The 21,210-nt window shown below is 54.6% G+C and carries 23 protein-coding genes; 7 read left to right on the top strand and 16 right to left on the bottom strand.

Annotated features, from left to right (window positions below; genetic code table 11):
- Nucleotides 1-44: 44 nt before the first annotated feature.
- Nucleotides 45-641, bottom strand: coding sequence for a DNA-3-methyladenine glycosylase I (locus tag AC6IY8_RS00515; protein WP_497776618.1), 597 nt, complete (start codon nt 639-641; stop codon nt 45-47).
- Between the two features lie 343 nt (nt 642-984).
- Nucleotides 985-2,943, bottom strand: coding sequence for a methyl-accepting chemotaxis protein (locus AC6IY8_RS00510; RefSeq protein WP_497776617.1), 1,959 nt, complete (start codon nt 2,941-2,943; stop codon nt 985-987).
- Between the two features lie 576 nt (nt 2,944-3,519).
- Between AC6IY8_RS00510 and AC6IY8_RS00505 the strand changes: the two genes are divergently transcribed.
- Nucleotides 3,520-3,729, top strand: a complete 210-nt coding sequence (locus tag AC6IY8_RS00505) for a dodecin family protein (RefSeq protein ID WP_497776615.1) — start codon at nt 3,520-3,522, stop codon at nt 3,727-3,729.
- A 65-nt stretch (nt 3,730-3,794) separates the two neighbouring features.
- On the opposite strand, the gene AC6IY8_RS00500 is transcribed toward AC6IY8_RS00505, so the two are convergent.
- The 6 genes from AC6IY8_RS00500 to AC6IY8_RS00475 form a co-directional block, all read right to left on the bottom strand.
- Nucleotides 3,795-4,217 (bottom strand): hypothetical protein, encoded by a 423-nt coding sequence (locus tag AC6IY8_RS00500; RefSeq protein WP_497776614.1) that lies wholly within the window; start codon nt 4,215-4,217, stop codon nt 3,795-3,797.
- A gap of 36 nt (nt 4,218-4,253) precedes the next feature.
- The gene (gene rbp, locus AC6IY8_RS00495) at nt 4,254-4,589 is read right to left on the bottom strand and encodes an RNA-binding regulator (protein ID WP_497776613.1); all 336 of its coding nucleotides are present in this window, start codon (nt 4,587-4,589) and stop codon (nt 4,254-4,256) included.
- Nucleotides 4,590-4,681: 92 nt separating this feature from the next.
- Nucleotides 4,682-4,951, bottom strand: a complete 270-nt coding sequence (locus AC6IY8_RS00490; RefSeq protein WP_497776611.1) for a helix-turn-helix domain-containing protein — start codon at nt 4,949-4,951, stop codon at nt 4,682-4,684.
- Between the two features lie 281 nt (nt 4,952-5,232).
- Nucleotides 5,233-5,874 carry a Crp/Fnr family transcriptional regulator gene (locus AC6IY8_RS00485; RefSeq protein ID WP_497776610.1) on the bottom strand — a complete coding sequence of 214 codons (642 nt, stop codon included), beginning with the start codon at nt 5,872-5,874 and terminating at the stop codon, nt 5,233-5,235.
- A 176-nt stretch (nt 5,875-6,050) separates the two neighbouring features.
- Nucleotides 6,051-6,683 (bottom strand): response regulator, encoded by a 633-nt coding sequence (locus AC6IY8_RS00480; RefSeq protein WP_497776608.1) that lies wholly within the window; start codon nt 6,681-6,683, stop codon nt 6,051-6,053.
- Nucleotides 6,684-6,856: 173 nt separating this feature from the next.
- Nucleotides 6,857-7,597: a Crp/Fnr family transcriptional regulator gene (locus tag AC6IY8_RS00475; protein WP_497776606.1), complete on the bottom strand. Its 741-nt coding sequence runs from the start codon at nt 7,595-7,597 to the stop codon at nt 6,857-6,859.
- Between the two features lie 287 nt (nt 7,598-7,884).
- Here AC6IY8_RS00475 and AC6IY8_RS00470 point away from each other — a divergent pair, with 287 nt between their 5' ends.
- Nucleotides 7,885-8,583, top strand: a complete 699-nt coding sequence (locus tag AC6IY8_RS00470) for a lipid-binding SYLF domain-containing protein (RefSeq protein ID WP_497776605.1) — start codon at nt 7,885-7,887, stop codon at nt 8,581-8,583.
- Between the two features lie 296 nt (nt 8,584-8,879).
- Nucleotides 8,880-9,473, top strand: a complete 594-nt coding sequence (locus tag AC6IY8_RS00465) for a hypothetical protein (protein WP_497776604.1) — start codon at nt 8,880-8,882, stop codon at nt 9,471-9,473.
- Between the two features lie 73 nt (nt 9,474-9,546).
- On the opposite strand, the gene AC6IY8_RS00460 is transcribed toward AC6IY8_RS00465, so the two are convergent.
- Nucleotides 9,547-10,134, bottom strand: coding sequence for a TetR/AcrR family transcriptional regulator (locus AC6IY8_RS00460; protein WP_497776603.1), 588 nt, complete (start codon nt 10,132-10,134; stop codon nt 9,547-9,549).
- 122 nt (nt 10,135-10,256) lie between these two features.
- Between AC6IY8_RS00460 and AC6IY8_RS00455 the strand changes: the two genes are divergently transcribed.
- Entirely contained in the window at nt 10,257-10,781 is a 525-nt protein-coding gene (locus AC6IY8_RS00455) for a DUF8737 domain-containing protein (protein ID WP_497776602.1), read from the top strand.
- A 65-nt stretch (nt 10,782-10,846) separates the two neighbouring features.
- On the opposite strand, the gene AC6IY8_RS00450 is transcribed toward AC6IY8_RS00455, so the two are convergent.
- Nucleotides 10,847-11,767, bottom strand: coding sequence for an alpha/beta fold hydrolase (locus AC6IY8_RS00450; protein WP_497776599.1), 921 nt, complete (start codon nt 11,765-11,767; stop codon nt 10,847-10,849).
- A 276-nt stretch (nt 11,768-12,043) separates the two neighbouring features.
- Here AC6IY8_RS00450 and AC6IY8_RS00445 point away from each other — a divergent pair, with 276 nt between their 5' ends.
- On the top strand, nt 12,044-12,493 hold the full coding sequence (locus tag AC6IY8_RS00445; protein ID WP_497776597.1) for a group II truncated hemoglobin: 450 nt from the start codon (nt 12,044-12,046) through the stop codon (nt 12,491-12,493).
- Nucleotides 12,494-12,580: 87 nt separating this feature from the next.
- Here AC6IY8_RS00445 and AC6IY8_RS00440 read toward each other — a convergent pair whose 3' ends face one another.
- Nucleotides 12,581-13,456: a LysR family transcriptional regulator gene (locus AC6IY8_RS00440; protein WP_497776595.1), complete on the bottom strand. Its 876-nt coding sequence runs from the start codon at nt 13,454-13,456 to the stop codon at nt 12,581-12,583.
- A 132-nt stretch (nt 13,457-13,588) separates the two neighbouring features.
- On the opposite strand from AC6IY8_RS00440, the gene katG reads away from it, so the two are divergent.
- Nucleotides 13,589-15,790, top strand: a complete 2,202-nt coding sequence (katG, locus tag AC6IY8_RS00435) for a catalase/peroxidase HPI (RefSeq protein WP_497776594.1) — start codon at nt 13,589-13,591, stop codon at nt 15,788-15,790.
- An 82-nt stretch (nt 15,791-15,872) separates the two neighbouring features.
- On the opposite strand, the gene AC6IY8_RS00430 is transcribed toward katG, so the two are convergent.
- Genes AC6IY8_RS00430 through AC6IY8_RS00415 form a run of 4 tightly spaced genes read right to left on the bottom strand, consistent with a single transcriptional unit; the run spans nt 15,873 to nt 18,546 of the window.
- Nucleotides 15,873-17,144 (bottom strand): MFS transporter, encoded by a 1,272-nt coding sequence (locus AC6IY8_RS00430; RefSeq protein ID WP_497776592.1) that lies wholly within the window; start codon nt 17,142-17,144, stop codon nt 15,873-15,875.
- Nucleotides 17,141-17,470, bottom strand: coding sequence for a hypothetical protein (locus AC6IY8_RS00425; protein ID WP_497776591.1), 330 nt, complete (start codon nt 17,468-17,470; stop codon nt 17,141-17,143). Before AC6IY8_RS00425 ends, AC6IY8_RS00430 begins: the two co-directional genes overlap by 4 nt.
- Nucleotides 17,467-18,036, bottom strand: coding sequence for a cysteine hydrolase family protein (locus AC6IY8_RS00420; RefSeq protein WP_497776590.1), 570 nt, complete (start codon nt 18,034-18,036; stop codon nt 17,467-17,469). Before AC6IY8_RS00420 ends, AC6IY8_RS00425 begins: the two co-directional genes overlap by 4 nt.
- Before the next feature lie 57 nt (nt 18,037-18,093).
- The gene (locus AC6IY8_RS00415) at nt 18,094-18,546 is read right to left on the bottom strand and encodes a MarR family winged helix-turn-helix transcriptional regulator (RefSeq protein WP_497776589.1); all 453 of its coding nucleotides are present in this window, start codon (nt 18,544-18,546) and stop codon (nt 18,094-18,096) included.
- Between the two features lie 167 nt (nt 18,547-18,713).
- Between AC6IY8_RS00415 and AC6IY8_RS00410 the strand changes: the two genes are divergently transcribed.
- Complete coding sequence (locus tag AC6IY8_RS00410; RefSeq protein WP_497776587.1) at nt 18,714-20,348, top strand: hypothetical protein; 1,635 nt, start codon at nt 18,714-18,716, stop codon at nt 20,346-20,348.
- Between the two features lie 75 nt (nt 20,349-20,423).
- On the opposite strand, the gene AC6IY8_RS00405 is transcribed toward AC6IY8_RS00410, so the two are convergent.
- Nucleotides 20,424-21,206 (bottom strand): HAD family hydrolase, encoded by a 783-nt coding sequence (locus AC6IY8_RS00405; RefSeq protein ID WP_497778655.1) that lies wholly within the window; start codon nt 21,204-21,206, stop codon nt 20,424-20,426.
- Between the last annotated feature and the right edge of the window lie 4 nt (nt 21,207-21,210).

Raw genomic sequence — 21,210 nt, 5'->3', positions numbered from 1 at the left:
TCTTGGCAGGAAGATCTCAGAAGGGGCACTCGCCGGGCTTGCGCTCATTTGGAGGGATGCAGTTTCCCGTGTTTCAAACGCATCACTTCGCTGTAGCGGAAGCAGGTGTGGCTGTGATCATTCACGATTCCTGCCGCCTGCATGAAGGCATAGACGATAACCGGACCAACGAATTTGAATCCGCGTCTCTTTAGTTCCTTAGACATCAACTCGGCTACAGGGTGGGTGGGCATCGGCGATGAATTCTGTATCGGCTTGCCTCCCGCCATCTCCCAGATGACGGTCGCGAACTCTTCGCCAGACCTCTGCATCTCCAGAAATATCTGTGCTCCCTTGATCGTCGCCAAGATTTTCGCACGGGAGCGAATTATGCCTGGATCGTCCAAGAGCTTTTGAATCTCATCGTCGCCAAAACGATTGATCTTTACTGGATCAAAATGTCGGAATGCTGTTCGAAGAGCCTCACGCTTCTTCAGAACGATGAGCCAGGAGAGGCCAGCCTGAAAAGACTCGAGCATAAGCAGTTCCCAGAGTGCTCGACTGTCGTACTCGGGAACGCCCCATTCCTTATCGTGGTAGTCGCGCAATAGTGAATCGCTGTCAGCCCACGAGCAACGCACTTTTGCACTGTTCTCTTTCATTCTTCTCCAATGCTGTATGGTTGCAGCGACCCGCGCGATCACTTCCTCTTTCGCAACCGCTTGGCATTGGCGGTTGCACGGCTGAGCCAAGGAGCCATCAGAGAGGCTATCGATGCCTGACCGAAACTGGACATCATTGTGAAACTAGAGGACATCGCGGCCGACGCTTTCTCGCTAAACATGCGTTGGTATTCAGCGGGAGAGCATCTGTTCTGGGAAATCAAGAGCATCCTACGCGCGATAGCCTCCCAAGAGGCCAGCGTGAGATCAGTCATCAGCAACGGCAGCGACTTACTTTTCTTGCGGCGGTTCTTTTGAGCTTTCATGTCTGTCTAGTTTGATGCTAATCGCGAGAGCTTACGACGCCTGGCTCAATTCCCGCTGAACGAAGGGTGGAAGAAATAAACACCGAGCGCGGCGAAACCACATTTTTCCAGTTGCTCGTTATGTCACCGGTCGCGCTCTTGTGCTTCGGGTTCGAATGTTCTTGGAATGCATTCAGCTTGAAGGTTTCCATCATCTGCTGCAATGCTTCGGCCTGAGCAGCGAGTTCCTCAGCAGTTCCTGCAAGTTCTTCTGAAGCTGAGGAGTTTCGTTGTGTAACGTGATCAACCTGGCCCATCGCCTTGTTGATCTGCGAAACGCCTACAGACTGCTCGCGGGATGCCGCCGCAACCTCCTGGACAAGCTCTGCCGTCTTCTGAATGGAAGGAACTAGTTCCGACAGCAGCGTGCCTGATTGCTCGGCCACGCGCACGCTGGACTCTGCTAGTTCGCTGATCTCTTTTGCCGATACTTTACTGCGTTCCGCCAGCTTGCGTACTTCATTGGCAACCACCGCAAAGCCCTTGCCGTGTTCACCTCCGCGAGCGGCTTCGATCGCTGCATTCAACGCAAGGAGATTCGTTTGGTATGCGATCTCTTCGATAACCGAGGTTTTCTGAGCGATGGTCTTCATTGCGCTAACCGTCTCGCGCACAGCGCCGCTGCTCTCTTCGGCATCTTTCGCGCCTTTCACAGCCATCTGCTCCATCCGGCGGCTGTTCTCAGCGGTTTGGTTTATGGACACCCCCATCTGCTCAAGGCTAGCGGTAGTCTCTTCGACGGAAGCAGCCTGCTCACTCGTCCCCTGCGAGATAGATTGTGCTGACGAAGACACTTGAGAGGACGCCGAGGACAATGCGGATGCTCCCATGCGGACCTCAGTGATCATCTGCGCGAGCGACTCGGACATCTTCTTCATGGACGTCTGTAACTGGCCCATCTCATCGTCCGAGCGCACGATGACTTCGTCGCGCAGATCACCACTGGCAATGTTCTCAGAAACGCTCACAACATGCGCGAGCGGCGCAAGAACCAGATGGCTCAGCAAATAATAGAGAGCAGCAATAATTAGCCCCGCCAGCACAAGCGCGCAGGATGCCACCATCAACCGCAACTGCTGAAGCTGGCTGCGTATGTCCGACTCCGGATACGCGGCTACCAACGTGTAGCCCCATTTCTCGAATGGCTTCGAAACCACGGTCCACCCAAGAGCCGAGCCCGCTTTCAATCGGGCATGTACGTCTTCTTCCCTCACTTGCTCCGGCTTGAAAATCACCTTTCCGTTTTCATGCACAAGCGCCAGATATCCACGCTGCAGTATCTTCGCCGAGCTTATATGTTTGCCCAAGTCTGCGATAGTACCGAGCGGAGCGCCGACGTACCAGATGCCAACGATCTGGCCGGATTTGTCACGCATAGGTTCATATGCAGTCATGTAGGGCGTACCCAGAATATCGACCACACCATAGAACGGCCGCTGCTGTTGGAGGGCGGCGTAGGCATGTCCCTGCCTATCAAGCACCGTGCCAACGGCTCTCGATCCATCTCCCTTGAGCACATTTGTGGAAACGCGAACGTAGTCTTCCCCGCGCCGCACGAAGAGAGTCGCAGTGTTTCCGGTAAGCTCCTTGATCTTATCCACAAGTGCATAGTTGCCGATTTGTGAGGTGTCGCCGAATCGCAGATCAGGCACGGCTTGCCCGTCGATTGTGGCAGCTCCCTTGATCTCAGGCGCGCCCGAATGCTGAGCCTCCCGCAGCAGGACCTTGACTGAGGAGCGAACATTCTCTGAGCTAAGTGCGTCAATTGTAGTGAGCGTATCAAGAAGCTGATCTTCTTGGGCCACAGCTTCATTATTAGCCCGCTCTCGAACCTGCGCCCCCAAAACGTGATCCGTGATGCTGCCCACCACGATCATGACGACGGCCACAATTGCCACCATTGGTAACATGAATTTCACAAGCAGCTTAGCTCGCATGAATAGCCTCCGATGGCATCGATAAATTAGTCCGGTTGCAGACAGAAAGTCTCGCGTGCAATCTCGTTGTTCGCAGTTGTCTTGAGTGAGAGTTGAACCTAAGATATCAAGCTTTGGCACTGGGACTTTTGGTGTGGTCTGCGTTGATCATCCTTAATGGCCAAGCTGTGCTGGGCAGAAATCTTTGGACTTCAATAAATCTCGCTTCCGAAAACGTGGAATCCTCCTGCACGCCCATGGGCAAGCACTAGCAGATACTGTGCCGTGAAATATCTGGTTGGGATTGATTCAGAGTACACAGGAATCGCCGCTACAACCAATTACCTACGTAACGAGATGGACAATGCACTAACGATAGTTGCAGTCCAGCAGAGGTCTGTTGCATTGGAGCTTTCAGGCAGCGTTGTGCGCCAACGCATAAATCGCGGTCACCCGAACGCTCTTTGGTTGCATCCTATGTCGGTGTCAAAACGGCAACCCCGCCACTTTGCAGTAGTCGTTCCATCGTCGTTGGGGCGAGGCCTGTCGTAAGTTCGGCTTACAGAGCGTTCACACGCGAACAGCAACGGGGGGCTTATGTCTGTAGCACGCGTAATTGAAATTAGCTCGACTTCTACGAAAAGCTTCGAGGATGCGGTCTCAGAAGGTATCGCACGCGCATCGAAAACCCTTCGTGAACTCAGGAGCGCCTGGATAAAAGAGCAGGAAGTTCAGGTGCAGAATGGCAAGATCGTCGGCTACAAAGTAAATATGTTAGTTACGTTTGTCTTGGAGGGCGAGGTGTAGCGGCTCACGCAGGTTGATCTAATCGGAAAGATGCTCGATACACATGGGGGCGTCCAGGGCATACCTTATTTGGCTGCAAGCGCGAGGCGTTCTCCTAAAGTATGCAGCTGATATCCGTGCTGGATGTGGTATGTGTGCGCGGATATCGCGAAGTACGGAATGCCTAGAAAATCCTTCTTGCGAACCCCTGTCAATTCCAGGCAGTTAAGGCCGAGCGCCGTCACTTTCGTTCCGATTCGCTGCACAGCTTTATGTAGGGACTTCTCTCCACCAAAGCCGAAGGCGACGCTTGTGACTTGGCCGACCACAAAGAAGAGGTGCAATCCAATGGTTGTAAGCTTATGGCCCAGGCTGAAGCTGTCGAGGTCTTGAACGGACCTCCACCGCGGCGTGTAGGAATCGGTTTCCATCCCCAACAGCTTTGGCAGCAACAGGCTTTCACTGAGCATCATGCTGCCGGCTTTCGGCGGAACTCGTATGGATTTCATGCTTTTCACCTTCCTGACTCTACCGAAGCACATTGGTTAGTATCGATGCTTCCGGTGCTTTCGTGTCTCGAGTGGCTCGCGACCGTGATGCCGCTGCTCAAGTGCTCGACTCCCATCATCTCGATTGCCCTTGGGGCGAGCTTCATTTACATCTAACTTCCGCCCGCCTAGCAGGGCTCCGTTCAAAGTCTTGATTGCGGTTTCGGCGTCGCTGTCGCTTGTCATCTCGACAAATGCAAAACGTCGTGAGTGGCCGGTGTCGCGATCTTTGACTACGGTGACAGTCTCGACAGTTCCGTAACGCTCGAATAGCGTGCGCACCTCATCCTCCGTCGTTCCGAAATCGAGATTGCCGACGAAGATGTTTTTCATGATTTTCCTGGCCCCAGTGGTCGGACACCGTTCCCGAACTGTGCTGTTCTCACCGTTCAGAGATCGAGGTTATAGCTGTCGTAATGTCTCCCTTATGCTGCAATTAAACCCCATGTACCTGGTGCCGCATAAAGAGCCAGGTCCATCCGGGTGTCGCAGTTAAGAAAGTGCAACAGCCAGGAAGTGCAACCATGAACCGTGACTTCGCGAAAGTTCAGCTTGTTGGCTATTTCGCTGTCACTCAGCCCCTGAGCGACCAATCCGTAGATAGGACCGAGCACACCCACCTTTTCCCAATAGCTTTGCATGACATGCCTACCTTTCATTTCGTAGTAACGGGCTGTTTGCTTTCGCTTGCTCACGTGTAGACCAGAAACTCGTGTAGCGTTCGCGTATATCCGAGGCTTTTTGCAACAACCTCAAAGGCGGCAGCAAAAAGAGTTCGTAAAGTAGGGTTCGGAGCGGATTCCTCATATATGGGACGGGGTTCACCTTGATGACCCCTTCTTTCTACAATGAAGGTACCAACTCCAACTTAAGAGTTCTGAGCAATAAAGCTCACATGCAATCGAGCAATCGGTCGCATCGCACCGAGGCGTTTCACTTCTCCGCCATTTGGCTGTGGTGGAAGTGACCTGCTTTGTTAATTCTTGGAAAGAAAGTGGACGAGCGATCTTCGCACCCGGAGGTCACTACCGTTGTAGTCGATTAACCCCATTCTCCGGAATCGGTTCATGAAGTGGCTTACCCGTGATCGCGTGGTGCCAACCATTTCCGACAGCGTTTCCTGGCTCACCTTCAACAGAGGAAGTTCCGAGGTGGTTTGCGGACCAAAGTCCGCCAGCAACAAAAGGACCCTGGCCAAGCGCCTTTCGCTCGAACTGAAGATCTGGTCCACAAACGCCTCTTCAACCCGGTCGATATGAGCCATGAGATTTGCAATGAAGAGCTCCGCAACGGCGGGATCTTGCCGAAGGAGGCGAACCATGGTCATCCTCTTGACACGAGCGATGGTGGAGGGGTGAATCACAGTGGCGGTGGATGTCCTGAGAGATTTTCTCGTTAAGCAGTTCTCGCCAAAGAAGTCGCCGCGCCGAAGGATGGCGATAACAGCTTTCTTTCCACTGTTGGAGGCGACTGTAAGTTTCACGTTGCCTGTTTGAATGTAGAACATTGCGTCAGCTTCATCGCCCTGTGCAAAGACATCCTGTCGGGCCAGGTAGTCCTGAGCGGGCGCTTTCGTACCAACGCTTCTAAACAACGCACGTGATGTTCGGTTAGACATATGAACTCTAACCAAACTTACGCGCTGAAGGCTTACCTCGCTGGTCAATCTCGCTCACAACAGAAAACGATGGGCGCTGCCAAGCTGAAACTGCCCCGAAGAAATTGACCTGAATGCGAACCGATCGAGCAGAATCAAACCAGGTCTCTCATTAAGGCTTCGCCTGCAATTGATCGTTATGCGTCAGACGTTGCGACGTGCCTCGGTGAAGAAACAGAACGAGAGAAATCGATGATATATCTGACTGGGGTGCTGCAGAAGAGACAAGGCGTTTGCTGAATCTCCTGCACGTCTTCGTGCAGCACGCTCAACGGAAAGGATCGCAAACATTCCGTGCAGGTCAGCACGATGAAAGGCACTCCCATGGAATCCTTTCCGTTTCGCGGTATCCAGACTGGCGCCGATTGCCGGTGATGGTTCATCGCCCGCTCTGCAGAGGTTTCAATCAATTCTGCGACAGTACGCAGGAGATCGGCGGGATGGTGCTGCCCTTTTGCATAGAATGCGTCCGCGATCACTCCGCCGGGGACGAGATCGCCGGAGTCGTACGCACCGCTCACCGCAATTACTGGAATAGCGGGAAAGCGGCGGCGCACCACAGAGAGGAATTCGAAGCCTGACATCTGCGGCATGTTGAGATCGGAGATGATGATGTCGGGGGTAGTCACTCTGAGCTGCAAAAGAGCATCGAAGCCGTGCTCCGCAGTGCTGACGTCGTATCCCGCCGCTTTGAGCAATGTTGCTGTGCTATTGCGTATACCGGGTTCATCATCCACAACGAGAATTCGATATTTAGAGGCGTTGGTCATGGCCGATGCGCCTCCTCGCGCTGGTCGTACAAAGGAGAGATCTAGCCTGTAAAGAATGACATCTACCAAATTCGACGACTGTGCACTATTGCACACTTTTGCAATAAGCCTACTCCAAAGACGGGCTTCCTTCTATAGTTCAATTCATGCGCGGCGCAGCGAGTGCCGGCCACCTAGTCGTGGAGCACGACGCTTACGAGTGAGCTGTGAACGTGCATGCCGCCGCTGTTGTACTCGATAAAGCCCATTTCCCTGAAGCGATTTAAGAAGAAACTAACTCGCGATCGAGTGGTACCAATCATCTCAGCAAGGGTTTCTTGACTCATCTTTGCAATGAGCGGTATTGGCTTTGACTCCTGGCCAAAGTTCGCCATGAGCAGGAGAAGTCGCGCAAGACGCTTTTCGCTGGAATTGAAGAGGTGATCGACCAGATCCGCCTCCATACGAATGTTCCGGGAAAGCAAGTAGGCGAGAAAGCGTTCCGCAAATTCCGGTTCGTGATGAAGGAGCGTGACCATTGCCTGCTTTGTCACCCGAACGACGCTTGTACTCTGCACGGCCTTGGCTGTCGCCATCCTTAGCGGTTGGCCGGCTAAACAACCCTCTCCAAAGAAGCTCGCTTCCGGCAGGATGGCAACCACGGCTTCCTTGCCCCTCTGGGATACAACAGTTAGTTTCACCTTGCCGCTCTGGATGTAGAACACTGCATCTGCGGGGTCGCCTTGTGAAAACACGTTTTCATCAGCTTCGTATTCCCGCCTCGTCTTTCCAGCAGAGAGTTTTGTAAGAAAAACATACACCTCGATTCCGTCACCACCTCCAGTCGGAGGCGAAGAGGCGATCTGCTGAACAGGATCTTTCCTTGCGGCCATGGCTATACCGGGTTTGAGGGCAACGGGCCTTTTCGTGGCCATACGAATCTCCCAACTTGAGAACTGGCTTTGATCACCACAGAAGCTGAGTGGACTCTGTCCATCGAGCGCGTGAACCAATCCTCACTGTTATCGCTTAGGGTTTGGATGCATGGAGAAATGCTGACACACATCTCGCGGCTACTGTTCTGCAGCGCGCTCCAAGACGGGTCGGTCGCCACTGGTGAGCGTTATTGCTCAGACGGGACGCTCCCGCCCGGCTAATTTAGAAAGTACCTCGCGCCGCAAATGCACGACAGAGATGCTGCGGGGGGAGAAGAGGTCAAACATTGAAGAATCTTTTGTTGTTAGTTGCCCTTGTTAGTCTGGCGAGCCCGGTCTTCGCAGACACGAACCGCGAATCCTCGACCGATCGTATGGATAATGCGGGAAGAGTGTTGAACGAAATCATGGGCGCACCGGACAAAGGTATCCCAGAAGAGGTGCTCGAGAACGCGAAGTGCGTCGCCGTGGTACCGCACATGATCAAAGGCGGCTTCGTGTTTGGCGCACAGAACGGCAGGGGTGTGGCCACATGTCGAACTGCCAAAGGCTGGAGTGCACCAGCATTCTTCTCTATCACAGGGGGAAGTTGGGGATTGCAAATCGGTCTGGAAGGCGTCGACCTGGTCATGATCATCCAGAATGAAAAAGGGATGCAGCAGCTGCTGGCGAGCAAATTCCAACTTGGGGCCGATGCTTCAGCGGCAGCAGGACCAGTAGGACGCCATGCTTCAGCCGAAACCAATTGGAAGCTGGAGACCGAGATCCTTACCTACTCTCGTGCTAAGGGTGCGTTTGCAGGGCTGACGTTGAACGGCGCCTCGATACGTCGGGATGACGATTCCATGCGGGCCATCTACGGGCGCAATGTCACGACTCGTGCCGTACTGCTGGGCAAAGTGGTGTCACCTGCTTCAGCCACAAACTTCCTGAACGCAGTGAGAGGAGCGAAAGCACAGGCCATAGCACAATCGAAAAAAGAATAATCTGAATTAAAAACGGTGACGAATGGGCAGATGATCAGAGGGTGGCGGTTGCTTTCGGCAACCATGCCACCTTGTGGTAGTGACAATCCTGCGGAATTTTACTTCTCAAGAATTAAAGACTGCCGGACAATAATTGCGCTATGTCACGTTCAGAGCACAAAGCAATGACACCGAGGACAGGGACATCAAAGTTATGGCTATCGGCTCTAGTGCTACTGACTTCCTTGACCGCATGGTCACAGAAACCGCCCACCAATGAAAACAAGCCTCTAGATCTGGAACTGATTCTGCAACGCATGGAAGACGTCGAGCACCAGAGCTCTGCGAATTTCAGACCGTTCGAGGTGACGCGACAATACAAAGTGTTTCGTGGCTACGAGAAGGAACCTACTTCTGAAGTTATGGCGCAGATTGATTTCGTCCGGCCCGACCTTAAAACATACAAAATCATTCAGGCGAAAGGTCAATCATCCGGAGAAAAGATGGTTCGCGAAATCTTAGATCGCGAAACCGAGGCAGACAAGAAGGTGCAAGGTGCAGAGATCAGTCGCAAGAACTATGACTTCGTGTTTCTTCGGAGACAAGACTTCTACGGAGCTCCTGAGTACGTCCTGGGAATTTTTCCTAAGCGAAAAGAAAAACATCTTTTGCTGGGGCAGATTTGGGTAGACGAGAGCACATTCCATATTCGTCGAATTGAAGGAGTGCCCGCTAAGAGCCCCTCGTTTTGGCTGAAGAACATCCATATAACTTTGCAATGTGCGGAGCTGGAAGGAACGTGGGTACTCGTTTCCATTGACGCCATCGCGACAGTCCGCTTCTTAGGCCAATATACGTTAACCGGCCTTGATATCCGATCTGCTGATTACCTACCCCCTTCGCCCCAATAGCAGCGACGTCATCGCATAAACCAAAGTCGGCTGTGCTGCCTCCGACCCACAAGCAGGTCCGAATCCCGCATTTTCAATAGCTGCGAAAAAGGAGGTCTCTCGCACTGTTCAGTACTTTCTCGCGCATTGCAGGGTCGGGCAGCATGCGTGCGATTTCTACCGCTCCAATCATGGTTGAGAAAATGGCAAAGAAAGCACGCTCCTTCTCAGCAGCTCGCCGGCCCGGCATAAACCGTACGATTCGGCTCTTATAGTTCACCAGATCGCCTAGAATCCGTGACTTCATCACTTTATCGGCACGTGCCAACTCGGGCGCAAGCGCCGCCAACGGACATCCGCGATCTGCATGATCACAGTGTTCCGAACTCAGGTAGGCGTTTACAATCGCCTTCCACGCCGTCCCCGGTGGAGCCTCTTCTCCAACCTGTTCTCCAACCTGACACAGCCGGTCTGATATTTCTCGGAAAGCCTCACTCAACGATTCCATAAGCAGATCGTCCTTGCTTCCGAAGTGCTTATAAAAGCCTCCGTGGGTCAGACCTACATCTTGCATCACTGCTGACACCCCGCCCGTTGCTAAACCCTTGGCTCGAAAGCGACGTGAGGCGTCTATCACAATCTTTTTATGTACTTCAGCTTTGTGCTCGGGCTGGTATCGCATAGCTCATTATAGGATGCTGGCGATCATCCCACGTTCTATGCAGTTCAACTTTCCGGTGAGTCAAGAAAATTTCGCACCCATAGGATGATGAATATAATCTTATCCGGGGACAGGAGGCCAGAATGTCGCCCACCATCATCTTCCAACTGCATCTCGTCCTTGGCTACGTCGCGTGGCTGCTCTGCTTCGGTGCTTACGTGTTTCCCAGGCTCAAGGAAATGGATACGGTCGCTGCGCAACGCACCATCGCTACCCTGCACAGCTTTCGATTTTTCGGGCTCGTCTTCATTCTTCCGGGCGTTGTAGGCCACAAACTACCCGCGGGATTCGCTACTTTCGCCGCCTACGGCGACTTAGCGACAGGAGTTCTGGCCCTATTAGCACTTCTCACGGTGAGGATACGTCCGCTCTTCTGGCCGTTGGTGGTCACCTTCAATCTCGTAGGGGTAGTCGACATTCTGGTCGATTATTACCACGGAATAAAGGTCGGTCTGCCCGAGCTATCAGGGGAGTTAGGAGCAACATATGCGATACCGATCATCTATGTACCCTTGCTGATGATCACGCACGTCGTTGCGTTCTATTTGCTCGTGCGCCTCTTGCCCAAGACTGCTCGGGCGCACACTCGCGAGGTCGTCGCATCTTAAGCCAGATTCTTATCTGCGGGCAGGGCGCATGTCGTCGAATAAGTTCGAGGTGGCGCCTGCCCTACTCATAGCGACTTGCCAGGGCTGAGAAAGTTGCGGATGAGCGTGACTGTTTCGGCTGGCTTCTCTTCCATCAACCAATGACCGGATCCAGATACGACCGCCTCTTGAACATTGGTCGCAACGTGCCGCATGATGACCGCTTGTAGCGGCCCGAACGATTTCTCTCCGCCAACGGCGAGAACAGGCATTGTCAGCTTCACCCGCTCGAAAACTTCGTTGTCTTTAGCGTCCTGAGAGAAAGCCGTGAACTGGGCAAATCCAGCCCTCATCCCGCCTGGTTGCGCATAAGTAGCGGCGAAGAAGTTTCGGGTCGCATCGTCGGGTTTAGAGGGGTCTGCCGTGAAATCATTCCAAATTCGATCAAAGTAGATGCGTTCGCGCCCAGCTACGAGCCGTTCCGCGTCGGGGCCATGGAAATTGAAGTGCCAGACTCCGGGGTTCAGGAGAATTTCCTTCCAAGGCTCGATCCCCGGAATTGGAGCATCCATCACCACCAAGCGTTCAACCTTGTCCGGATAGGTTGCAGCGTAGGCATAAGCCACCATGTTGCCGATGTCATGTGCGACTACGAACGTCTTGTCAAATCCCAGCGCGGTCACGACTGCGCGGATGTCTTTGGCCTGTGTCTTTTTGTCGTATCCACTCTCGGGCTTCGACGACTTCCCAATCCCGCGAAGATCCGGCACCACAACGGTGTGGTCCTTCATGAGATCTGCAGCCAGAGGAGCCCACGAGTCACTGTTCTCTGCGTAGCCGTGAATGAGCACGACTACGGGCCCCTTGCCTCCCCAACGCACGAAGATGTCGGCTGCTTCCGGGCTGTGGACGGTCTTGGCTTCAAAACTGGAGGGCAAAGAAGGTTGGGCGTGGCAGATGGTCGTGCAGATAACAAAAAGCACGAGAGCCGCGAAACTTCGAATCATGAACCCTCCAGAACCAAGCACTCAGGTTCAGAGCGAATTCGGTTTGCACCGTGGGGGAACATAATAGTTCATTTGCCCAGCATAGGCTAATTTGCAGGATTCTCAGCTCGCGTCGCGGCATGGACGAGTGGAGGTCGTTCACGAGTGCTGATGGACGAATATTCACTGGCTAAGTCCTGTAACTCTGAACATGTGTGCCTGAAATGGTAGTCAATCAGGAAAGGATCGGTCACTCAACCCCTTGCGAAGCGACGCAGGGGGTTTCATGATGACTGGATGCAAACTGTCTTTGAGGAAGCGGGTGGCATCGAGGGTCTACGTCGTCTGGCTAATGCCTGGCATAAACGCGTGATGCTCGATGACGTCGTCGCCCATGCATTTAGCCACGGGTTCCACCCTCAGCATGTGGAGCGACTCGCAGCGTATTGGGCCGAGGCACTCGGCGGCCCGACCACGTACTCCGATTGCTATGGTGACGAAACCGCCGTCGTCAAGATGCATAGCGGGAACGGCGAACATGACGAGATGAATCGCCGTGCGATCGCCTGCTTCGACTCGGCTCTGGACGACGTCGGATTAGGCAACAACCAACTTTTGCGACAAGTGCTGCACGACTATTTCGCCTGGGCAACCACGACGACAATGTCGCGTTACCACGAATCCGCCGATGATGTTCCAAATGGTCTCAAGATCCCCCGCTGGTCATGGGACGGACTCAAGGAATAACTTCCACCAGTAAAGATTGATGAACCGGGCGCTTGCATGGCACGCAATCACGACAGCGCTGTGGCACACTCAGGGACTCCGGAATTTCTATTGTGCGCAGATGCGTGTCCCTGACAAAAACGCCTGCTGAATGCGGTTCAGAGTTCGTCCGCGAAGGACAGCGGCAACCAATGTACGACGGGCATTCGGATCGCTGAGGCGCACGTATTTGCAATCGGGATTCCGATCAATCGCCATTTCAGGAACAAGCGAGACGCCAACGCCGGCCGCAACCATTCCCAAGAGGCTACTGAACTGCCCGCTTTCGAATGCTATTTGCGGGTTGATGCGAACCCGTTTGCACATGGCCAGACTAAGGTCGCGAAAGCAATGTCCATCGCGAAGCAGGACAAAGGGTTCTTTGCGGAGGTCCTTGAGGGCGAGCGACCCTGCACCGGCGCGTGGATGATTTTTGGGAAGCACCGCGAATAGTGGCTCCGTGCGGATAGTAAATAACTCCAGGTCTTTGTGACGCAGAGGCAGCGCCAGAATCGCAAAATCGAGCGACAAGTCCCGCAAGCCTTCCACCAGAATTGGCGTCGTTTCTTCCACGATGCGCAGCTTCACGTCTGGATATTTCTTCGTAAATGCGGCAGTGCAGCGCGGCATGAGATAGGGCGCGATGGTTGGGATCACGCCGATCACCACAGGCCTCTTCATGCTCGCGTCGTTACTTGCGACGCTCAATCGAGCCGCATCCACTTCGTCAAGAATCGTGCGGGCGTGCGGAATCAATGCACGACCTGCGTCGGTCAGGCGCGTGCTGCGTCCAAGACGTTCGAAAAGTTTCGCGCCCAGTTCTTCTTCGAGCTTGAGAACTTGCTGCGAGAGAGATGGTTGGGCGACTTGGCAACGCTCGGCGGCGCGACTGAAGCTGCCCGTATCCGCGATGGCACGCACATAGCGCAACTGCTGCAATTCCATAGGTAAAAACTATACATCAGATGGGAAGTATGTATTGGCACTATACGTACATACGATGATAGATTGGCGAGTCGATGAAGACTGATTTTCTGGAGAGTATCCGCTGATCAGGATCGACCAGAAGGAGAGTGGATGTCCGCTGAAGCCAAATGCCCATTTCCCCACGAAACTAGCAGACCCAGAACGAATGCTGACTGGTGGCCGAACCAGCTGAATTTGAATGTGCTGCACCAGCACTCATCATTGTCCAACCCCATGGGCGAGGAGTTCAATTATGCGGAAGAGTTCGGGAGTCTCGACTATGCCGCACTGAAGAAGGACCTTACAGCGCTGATGACCGACTCCCAGGACTGGTGGCCCGCTGACTTCGGCCATTACGGCGGCCTGTTTATTCGCATGGCATGGCATAGTGCAGGTACGTACCGGATCACGGACGGTCGCGGTGGCGGAGGAAGAGGTCAACAACGTTTCGCGCCTCTCAATAGCTGGCCCGACAACGTGAACCTCGACAAAGCTCGCCGGTTGCTTTGGCCGATTAAGCAGAAATATGGCAAGAAGATCTCGTGGGCCGATTTGATGATTTTGGCCGGGAACGTTGCTCTGGAATCGATGGGGTTTAAGACGTTTGGATTTGCGGGTGGACGAGCGGATGTGTGGGAACCGGATATGGACGTCAACTGGGGGGCTGAAGAGACCTGGTTGGGAGTGGACAAGCGCTATGCCGCCGGGGATGAACGCGAGCTAGCCCGCCCTTTCGGCGCAACGACCATGGGATTGATCTATGTCAATCCGGAAGGCCCCAACGGCAATCCAGACCCACTTGCGGCTGCCAAAGACATTCGCGAGACCTTTGCTCGCATGGCCATGAATGACGAAGAGACCGTAGCGTTGATCGCAGGCGGTCACACTTTCGGCAAGACGCACGGAGCTGGTCCCGCCAGTCACGTTGCGCGAGAGCCGGAGGGCACCGAGATCACGGAGCAAGGTCTTGGTTGGTCCAGTGCCTACCTGACTGGCATTGCGGGGGATGCTATCACCAGCGGCCTGGAAGTGACGTGGACCCGCACGCCTACCAAGTGGAGCAACAGCTTCTTTGATCACCTTTTCAAATACGAGTGGGAGCTTACGAAGAGCCCGGGCGGTGCACACCAGTGGAAGCCGAAGGGTGACGCAGGCGCGGGTACGGTCCCGGATGCTCATGACCCGTCAAAACATCACCAGCCAGGCATGTTGACGACCGATCTCGCTTTGCGATTCGATCCCACATACGAAAAGATTTCACGCCGCTTTTACGAAAACCCTGGTGCGTTTGCGGATGCTTTTGCGCGTGCATGGTTCAAGTTGACGCATCGCGACATGGGACCGCGGTCACGTTATCTCGGCCCTGAGGTTCCCGCAGAGGAACTCCTCTGGCAGGATCCTGTGCCCGCAGTAGACCACGTGCTAATAGATGAACAAGACGCGGCGTCACTGAAAGAGAAGATTCTGGCGTCGGGGCTTACAGTGTCGGAACTGGTTTCGACCGCGTGGGCCTCTGCATCGACCTTCCGCGGCTCCGACAAGCGTGGCGGAGCAAACGGCGCACGTATCCGTCTTGCCCCGCAAAAGGATTGGGAGGTTAATCGGCCGGAGCAACTGCAGAAGGTCCTCTCGAAGCTCGAGAATATTCAGCAGAACTTCAACAATTCACAGCCTGGGGGCAAGAAGGTTTCACTGGCCGATCTTATCGTTCTTGCCGGTTGCTCAGGCGTTGAGCAGGCAGCGAGAAATGCCGGAATCAATGTGAAGGTACCATTCTCACCGGGTCGCACCGATACTACGCAGGAGCAGACCGATACGCAATCATTCGCGGTACTTGAGCCAACCGCGGACGGATTCCGATCCTATAACAGTGGCAAGGAGAGTGCTCCGGTCGAGGCACTTCTGCTGGATAAGGCGCAGTTGCTCACTTTGAATGCTCCTGAGATGACGGTGCTGATCGGCGGTATGCGCGTATTGGGCACAAACTTCGAACAATCCAACTATGGTGTTTTCACGAATAGGCCAGAGGCTCTGACCAATGATTTCTTCATCAATCTGCTGGATATGAGGACGGTGTGGAAGGCAGAGTCAGACGCACAGGACGTCTTCGAAGGTCGCGACCGCAAGACCGGAGAAGTTAAGTGGACAGCTACGCGTGCCGATCTGATCTTCGGTTCCAATGCTCAACTTCGAGCATTGGCCGAGGTTTACGGAAGCGCAGACGCGCACGAGAAGTTCGTTCACGATTTCGCTGGCGTTTGGAACAAAGTTATGAACCTTGACCGCTTTGACCTTTCGGCGTGTCGTAACTGATAAGCAAAGCTTCTGGTGCTCAACTCCGGCCTGATTTCCGGCATCTTCGGACAGGCTGGAGTTGGCAATAGTGGCTATTCCTCTAAGCTGATTGCGCGTTGTGTGCGCGTGAACTATCTCCAAGTTCACTCTGCTCTCCACCCAGGTCAACTCGCCGCCTCATTGTGCTTAGCGCTACGATGGCAGCGGCGAAACCTGAGGCAGCGCCAATTCCAAGCGCCCAGCGTGGACCGAAGCGGTCCGCAACCCAGCCCACGATTGGAGCCCCAATCGGCGTCGCTCCCAAGGCGACAGCCAAACGAAGCGCCATCACGCGTCCGCGCATCGCGGGTTCGGTCGAGAGTTGCATGATGCTGTTGGTGTTGTTGGTGAGCGTCAGCGCAGCAACTCCGATAACAACGAGTGCGCCTGCAAACCACCAGTAGCTTGGCGCGATTGCACCCAGAGTGCATCCGATTCCAAAGATGCCGGCACCAAACAGCAGTGACCCGAATTGCGGACGCGTAGCACCAGCGAGCAACGCTCCCGAAATAGTACCAACAGCCATAATCGATGACAGCAGGCCAAACCCGCGTGCGTCCGCGTGGAAGACGTTGATGGCCATGGTGGAAGTGAAGATTGGAAAATTCAGCCCGAATGTTCCGACCAAAAACAACATGATCAGAATGCCGCGGAGATCCGGCCGGCCCCATGCATAATGAAGGCCAGCCTTGAATCCGCTAGCCGCACGGGAAGCCCTTGCGTTGATACGCATTTCGTTGGCGTGGAACAATGTCAGCGAGATCAGGACTGCGGCGAATGAGATGCCGTTCAACAAGAAAGCCCAGCCCGTGCCGATCTTTGCGATGACGAGGCCAGCGACGGCCGGCCCCACCATCCTCGCCGCATTGAAAGAGATCGAGTTAAGAGAAACCGCGCTCGACAAATCCTCGTCGCCAACCAGTTCTGAAACAAAGGTCTGGCGCACAGGCGCATCTAGCGCCGCAGCCGAGCCGAACACAAACGCGAACACGTAGACGTGCCAGAGTTGAATTGCGCCGAGCACTGTAAGCGCTCCTAACGCCAACGCCAGCCCACCCATTGCTGCCTGTGTGATCATCAGTAGCTTGCGCTGATTGAAGTGATCGGCTGCAAAGCCAGTCCATGGAAGCAGCAGTAGCTGAGGCGCAAACTGAAGCCCCATGACGATGCCAAGGGCAGAGGCATCGTGCTGCGTGAGCTGAGTGAGCACGAGCCAATCCTGGGCAACTCGCTGCATCCAGGTGCCAATGTTGGAAACGAGCGCACCGATCGACCAGACCCGGAAATTGAAATTTCGCAGCGCGCGGAAAGGGGCTGCGGTTGGGTTCTTCATGAGCGCTCCGGGACATTTCCTCCATGGAAGCGACCGAAATGCCGGGCAGCATGAAGGCTGATCAGAAATGCGCCGAGTCCGCTGACAGCAACATCAAGCGTCGATCTCAAGTCGAAGTTGTCCACTCTGAACAGCAATAAATAACCGACCAGTGCATTGAAGGTGCCCCAACATACGTTCACCGTTGACGAGGACAGCCCTTGACCCGAAGGCTTTGCAAAAGGGGTTTGGAATGGGCGTCCCATTGTGCCGCTGACGAAATGTGGAACGGCATTGGCAAAGAAAGCGCCTCCGAAAAAGTAGGAGAGAAGATAGAGCCAATTCATTTCGAGATGCTCCTGGCGGCCAGCAGATCGATAATTTGCTGTGTTGTACCTGTCTCTCCCAGCCGGGGAAAGACGTGCCTGAGGGAATAGTCATGCGCTTCAGGCCGCACATCCGTCATGGCATCGATCGCGAGGGTCACATTGAACCCCCGTTCGTAGGCTTGTCGCGCCGTTGACTCAACACCCGTGGCTGTCGACACTCCTGTGACAACAACTTGGGTAACGCTCATTTGTTTCAAGCGAGCCTCAAGATCGGTGTTCGCAAATGCGCCCCATGTCCGCTTGGTTACGAGTATGTCACTGGGCGTTGGCTGGAGTTCTGGAATCAGGTCACTCCATCCGTCAGGACATGGTTGCTGACGTCTTTGATGTTCCGTTCGCCCTGGCGCTCCACCTGCAACGTTAACGAGAACGACGGGCAGTTCATTCCGCCGAAACGCTTCGAGAAGAGAGCGGTTTTGCTTGATCACTTCAGCTATAGGGTCAATGAATTGAGAGCCGATGAGGCCCTGCTGAAGGTCAACGACGATCAGCGCGGTTCGTGGGTCGAGTGCTGTGATGGACATTGAACTGTCTTCCTGAAAACCGTTTCCGATGTTGACTGCCTCCCCAACGACGGCGAGTCAGTCCTCGACAAGCCTAGCGAGAATTTCGAGAGCGTCTGCAAGACGCTCCTGTTCGTGAGTAGAGAGTTTGGCCAAGATCGTTTTGGTCAACCAGTCCTGCTTCGCCGCTCTGCGCTCCTGGATAATTTCCCGACATTTTGGAGTAAGCGATAGAAGGGTCTGTCGTCCATCACTCGGATCGGCAGTGCCACTCACAAGGCCCGCAGCTTCTAACGGAGCGATTACCGCGCTCATCGACTGCGGGCGCATTGCTTCTGCCCTGGCGAGATTCGATGCCGTAGCTGGCCCCTCTTTTTCAAGACGAAGCAGTACCGACACTTGTGATGAAGAAAAATCCTCGTGGCCGGCCTGGTCCCGCAGCTTCCGTTTCAATTTGCCAATGATGGTTCGTATTTTCAGCGCCAATGCTGAGGCGCGGTCAGCTTGGGACCGACCGGATCGATTGCTCATGTATGGAGCCTACCATATCTTCAGTTTACCTGTACAGATAGGCTTCATAGCTTTGCTGTGTACATCAGAAACATACCACCCGATGCGGACGCGGACGAAAGAAGTTGAGGTCGCGCAATTTGAACTCGTCGCAGTACAATCTTGCGCAATGCCGTGGGGAGTTCTGCATGTCAAAGATTGGTTTTGCGACAACGCTTGTTCTTGAGTTCGCTCTTTGCCTGTCTGTGGTCGCGCAGCACGAACATCACCAACAGGGAGCTGCACCCCTGGAGCTGGGGTCTGTCCACTTTCAGAACAGTTGCGCGCCTGAAGTGCAGGACATGTTCATGCGCTCCGTTGCATTGCTCCACTCCTTCTGGTACGACGAGGCGGAACGGCAATTTCGGAAGGTAGCCGAGAAGGACCCGGCGTGCGGAATGGCATGGTGGGGAGTAGCAATGTCGGCTTGGCATCCGTTGTGGGAGCCGAACGGACCTAACCCTGACAAGTTGAAGCTTGGACAAGAGGCGATTCAGAAAGCTCGGTCAGCAGGGGCTCGCTCTGAGAGGGAGAAACACTTCATCGCCGCACTGAACAACTTCTACGCAAATGCCGAGAAGACACCACATCTCGAGCGTGTGCTCGCCTATGAGCAGGCGATGAACGACTTGCACTCGCAGTTCTCAAGCGATCACGAAACGACGATCTTCTACGCTTTGTCTTTACTGGCGTCCGCGAGTTCGTCGCCACCGGACAAGACTTATGCTCGGCAGCGCAAGGCTGGGGCGCTGTTGGAACCATTGGTAAGCCAAGAGCCGAATCATCCGGGAATCGCGCATTACATCATTCACGCTTATGACTATCCCGCGCTCGCGCCACAGGCTCTGGCTGCGGCTCGGCAATACGCGAAGATCGCCCCCGACGCTCCCCATGCTCTACACATGCCATCGCACATCTTCACTCGATTGGGCCTGTGGCAGGACTCGATCGAATCTAACCTTGCGTCGGCGGCAGCAGCACGAAAGAACGGACTGGTGGGAGATGAACTGCACGCGTTGGACTACCTGGAATTCGCGTATTTGCAGACTGGTCAGGACAAGCGTGCAGAAGAAACAAAGCGCCAGATTCAGCAGCCCGCAACGACTGACGCAGCACGCTTTGCGGGTATTTACGCTTGGGTCGCAGTCCCGGTGAGATACGTTATAGAACGGAGGCAATGGACTCAGGCAGCTGCTCTGCCGGTGAATGGATTGCCAGGAGGACGGTATGCGTGGGCAGATGCGACCGTCTACTTCGCGCGTGCGCTGGGTGCGGCGCGAAGCAATCAACTGGATCAGGCGCGGGCTGACGTGGAGAAAATCGCGGCAGACAAGAAGGCGCTCCTGGACACCCATCATGAGGACTACTGGGCTTCGCAAGTAGAAATTCAAAGACGTGCCGCAGAGGCATGGTTACATTTTGCCGCCGGGAAACGTGAACAGGGGCTGGCGGAGATGCGATCGGCCGTCAGCTTGGACGACGCGACGGAGAAGCATCCAGTGACGCCGGGCTCGGTGGTGCCGATGCGCGCGCTGCTGGGAGACATGTTGCTCGAGTCGAAACGGCCAGCAGAAGCGCAGGATGAATATGGCAAATTGTTGAATGCCGAGCCGAATCGGTTCGCAGCTGTGTATGGAGCTGCGAGGGCGGCCGAGATGAACGGCGATCACAAAATGGCGGCAGAGATGTATCGCAAGCTGGCCGAGTTGGGCGCGCGTGGCGACACGGATCGGGAGGAACTGAAGCAGGCGCAACGATACTTAACGTTCGAAGCGCAACGATGATTTGTATGGCAGCAACAAGGTAGCGCCTGTTTCGGGAAGCTATCAGCGATGTTTCGGGAGACCGCTGTACCAGTGTCAGGCCACGCGGCTTCGGGTGCGAAAGTAATTGGTGAGCTTCTCCGCGTCGATCTCACGGAAGCTGCGAATCACCCAATTGGCGCCATGCTGAAGCAGCTCTACTGTGTTGTTACCTCGGTCGACGCCAAGCACCAAGCCGAAGCCGCCAGCGGCTCCTGCTTGAACCCCGGAGACAGCATCCTCCACCACCATCGCTCGCTTCTCATCCAACGAGTCGCCCATCTGGCGAAGGCAGGCCAGGAAGATATCTGGTTGAGGTTTGCCGCGCAGTCCAAGTTGTTCGCTGTGTACGCCGTCCACAATCGCGTCAAATAAATCAAACAGTCCTACGCTTTGCAAGATTGGCGCAGCATTCTTGCTGGAGGAGGCCAGGCCGACACGTACACCGCAGTCGCGCAGTTCGTGAACAAAGCGCACAGCGTCCTGGTCTACCTCGACCCCGATCTCCTTTAATCTAGAGCCAAACAATAAGTTCTTGCGATTGCCGAGACCGCAGACTGTCTCCTTGTCTGGTGAGTCGGCGGGTGTGCCGCGTTCGAGATGGATGCCGCGAGATATGAGAAATGCAGCGACGCCGTCATATCTAGGTTTTCCGTCCACGTGTGCTCGGTAATCGATTTGGAGATCGAATGGGAGGAAAGGTTCGCCATAACGTTTTTCCCGCTGGCGCATGTAGTCATCGAACAATTGTTTCCATGCTGCTGCGTGAACACTGGCTGTGAAAGTAATAACCCCGTCCAGATCGAACACGGCTGCGTCGACCCCCTCACAATGTGTCATGGCC

The sequence above is a fragment of the Koromonas soli genome, from assembly GCF_059726265.1.
This window is presented reverse-complemented; position numbering and strand designations above follow the sequence as displayed.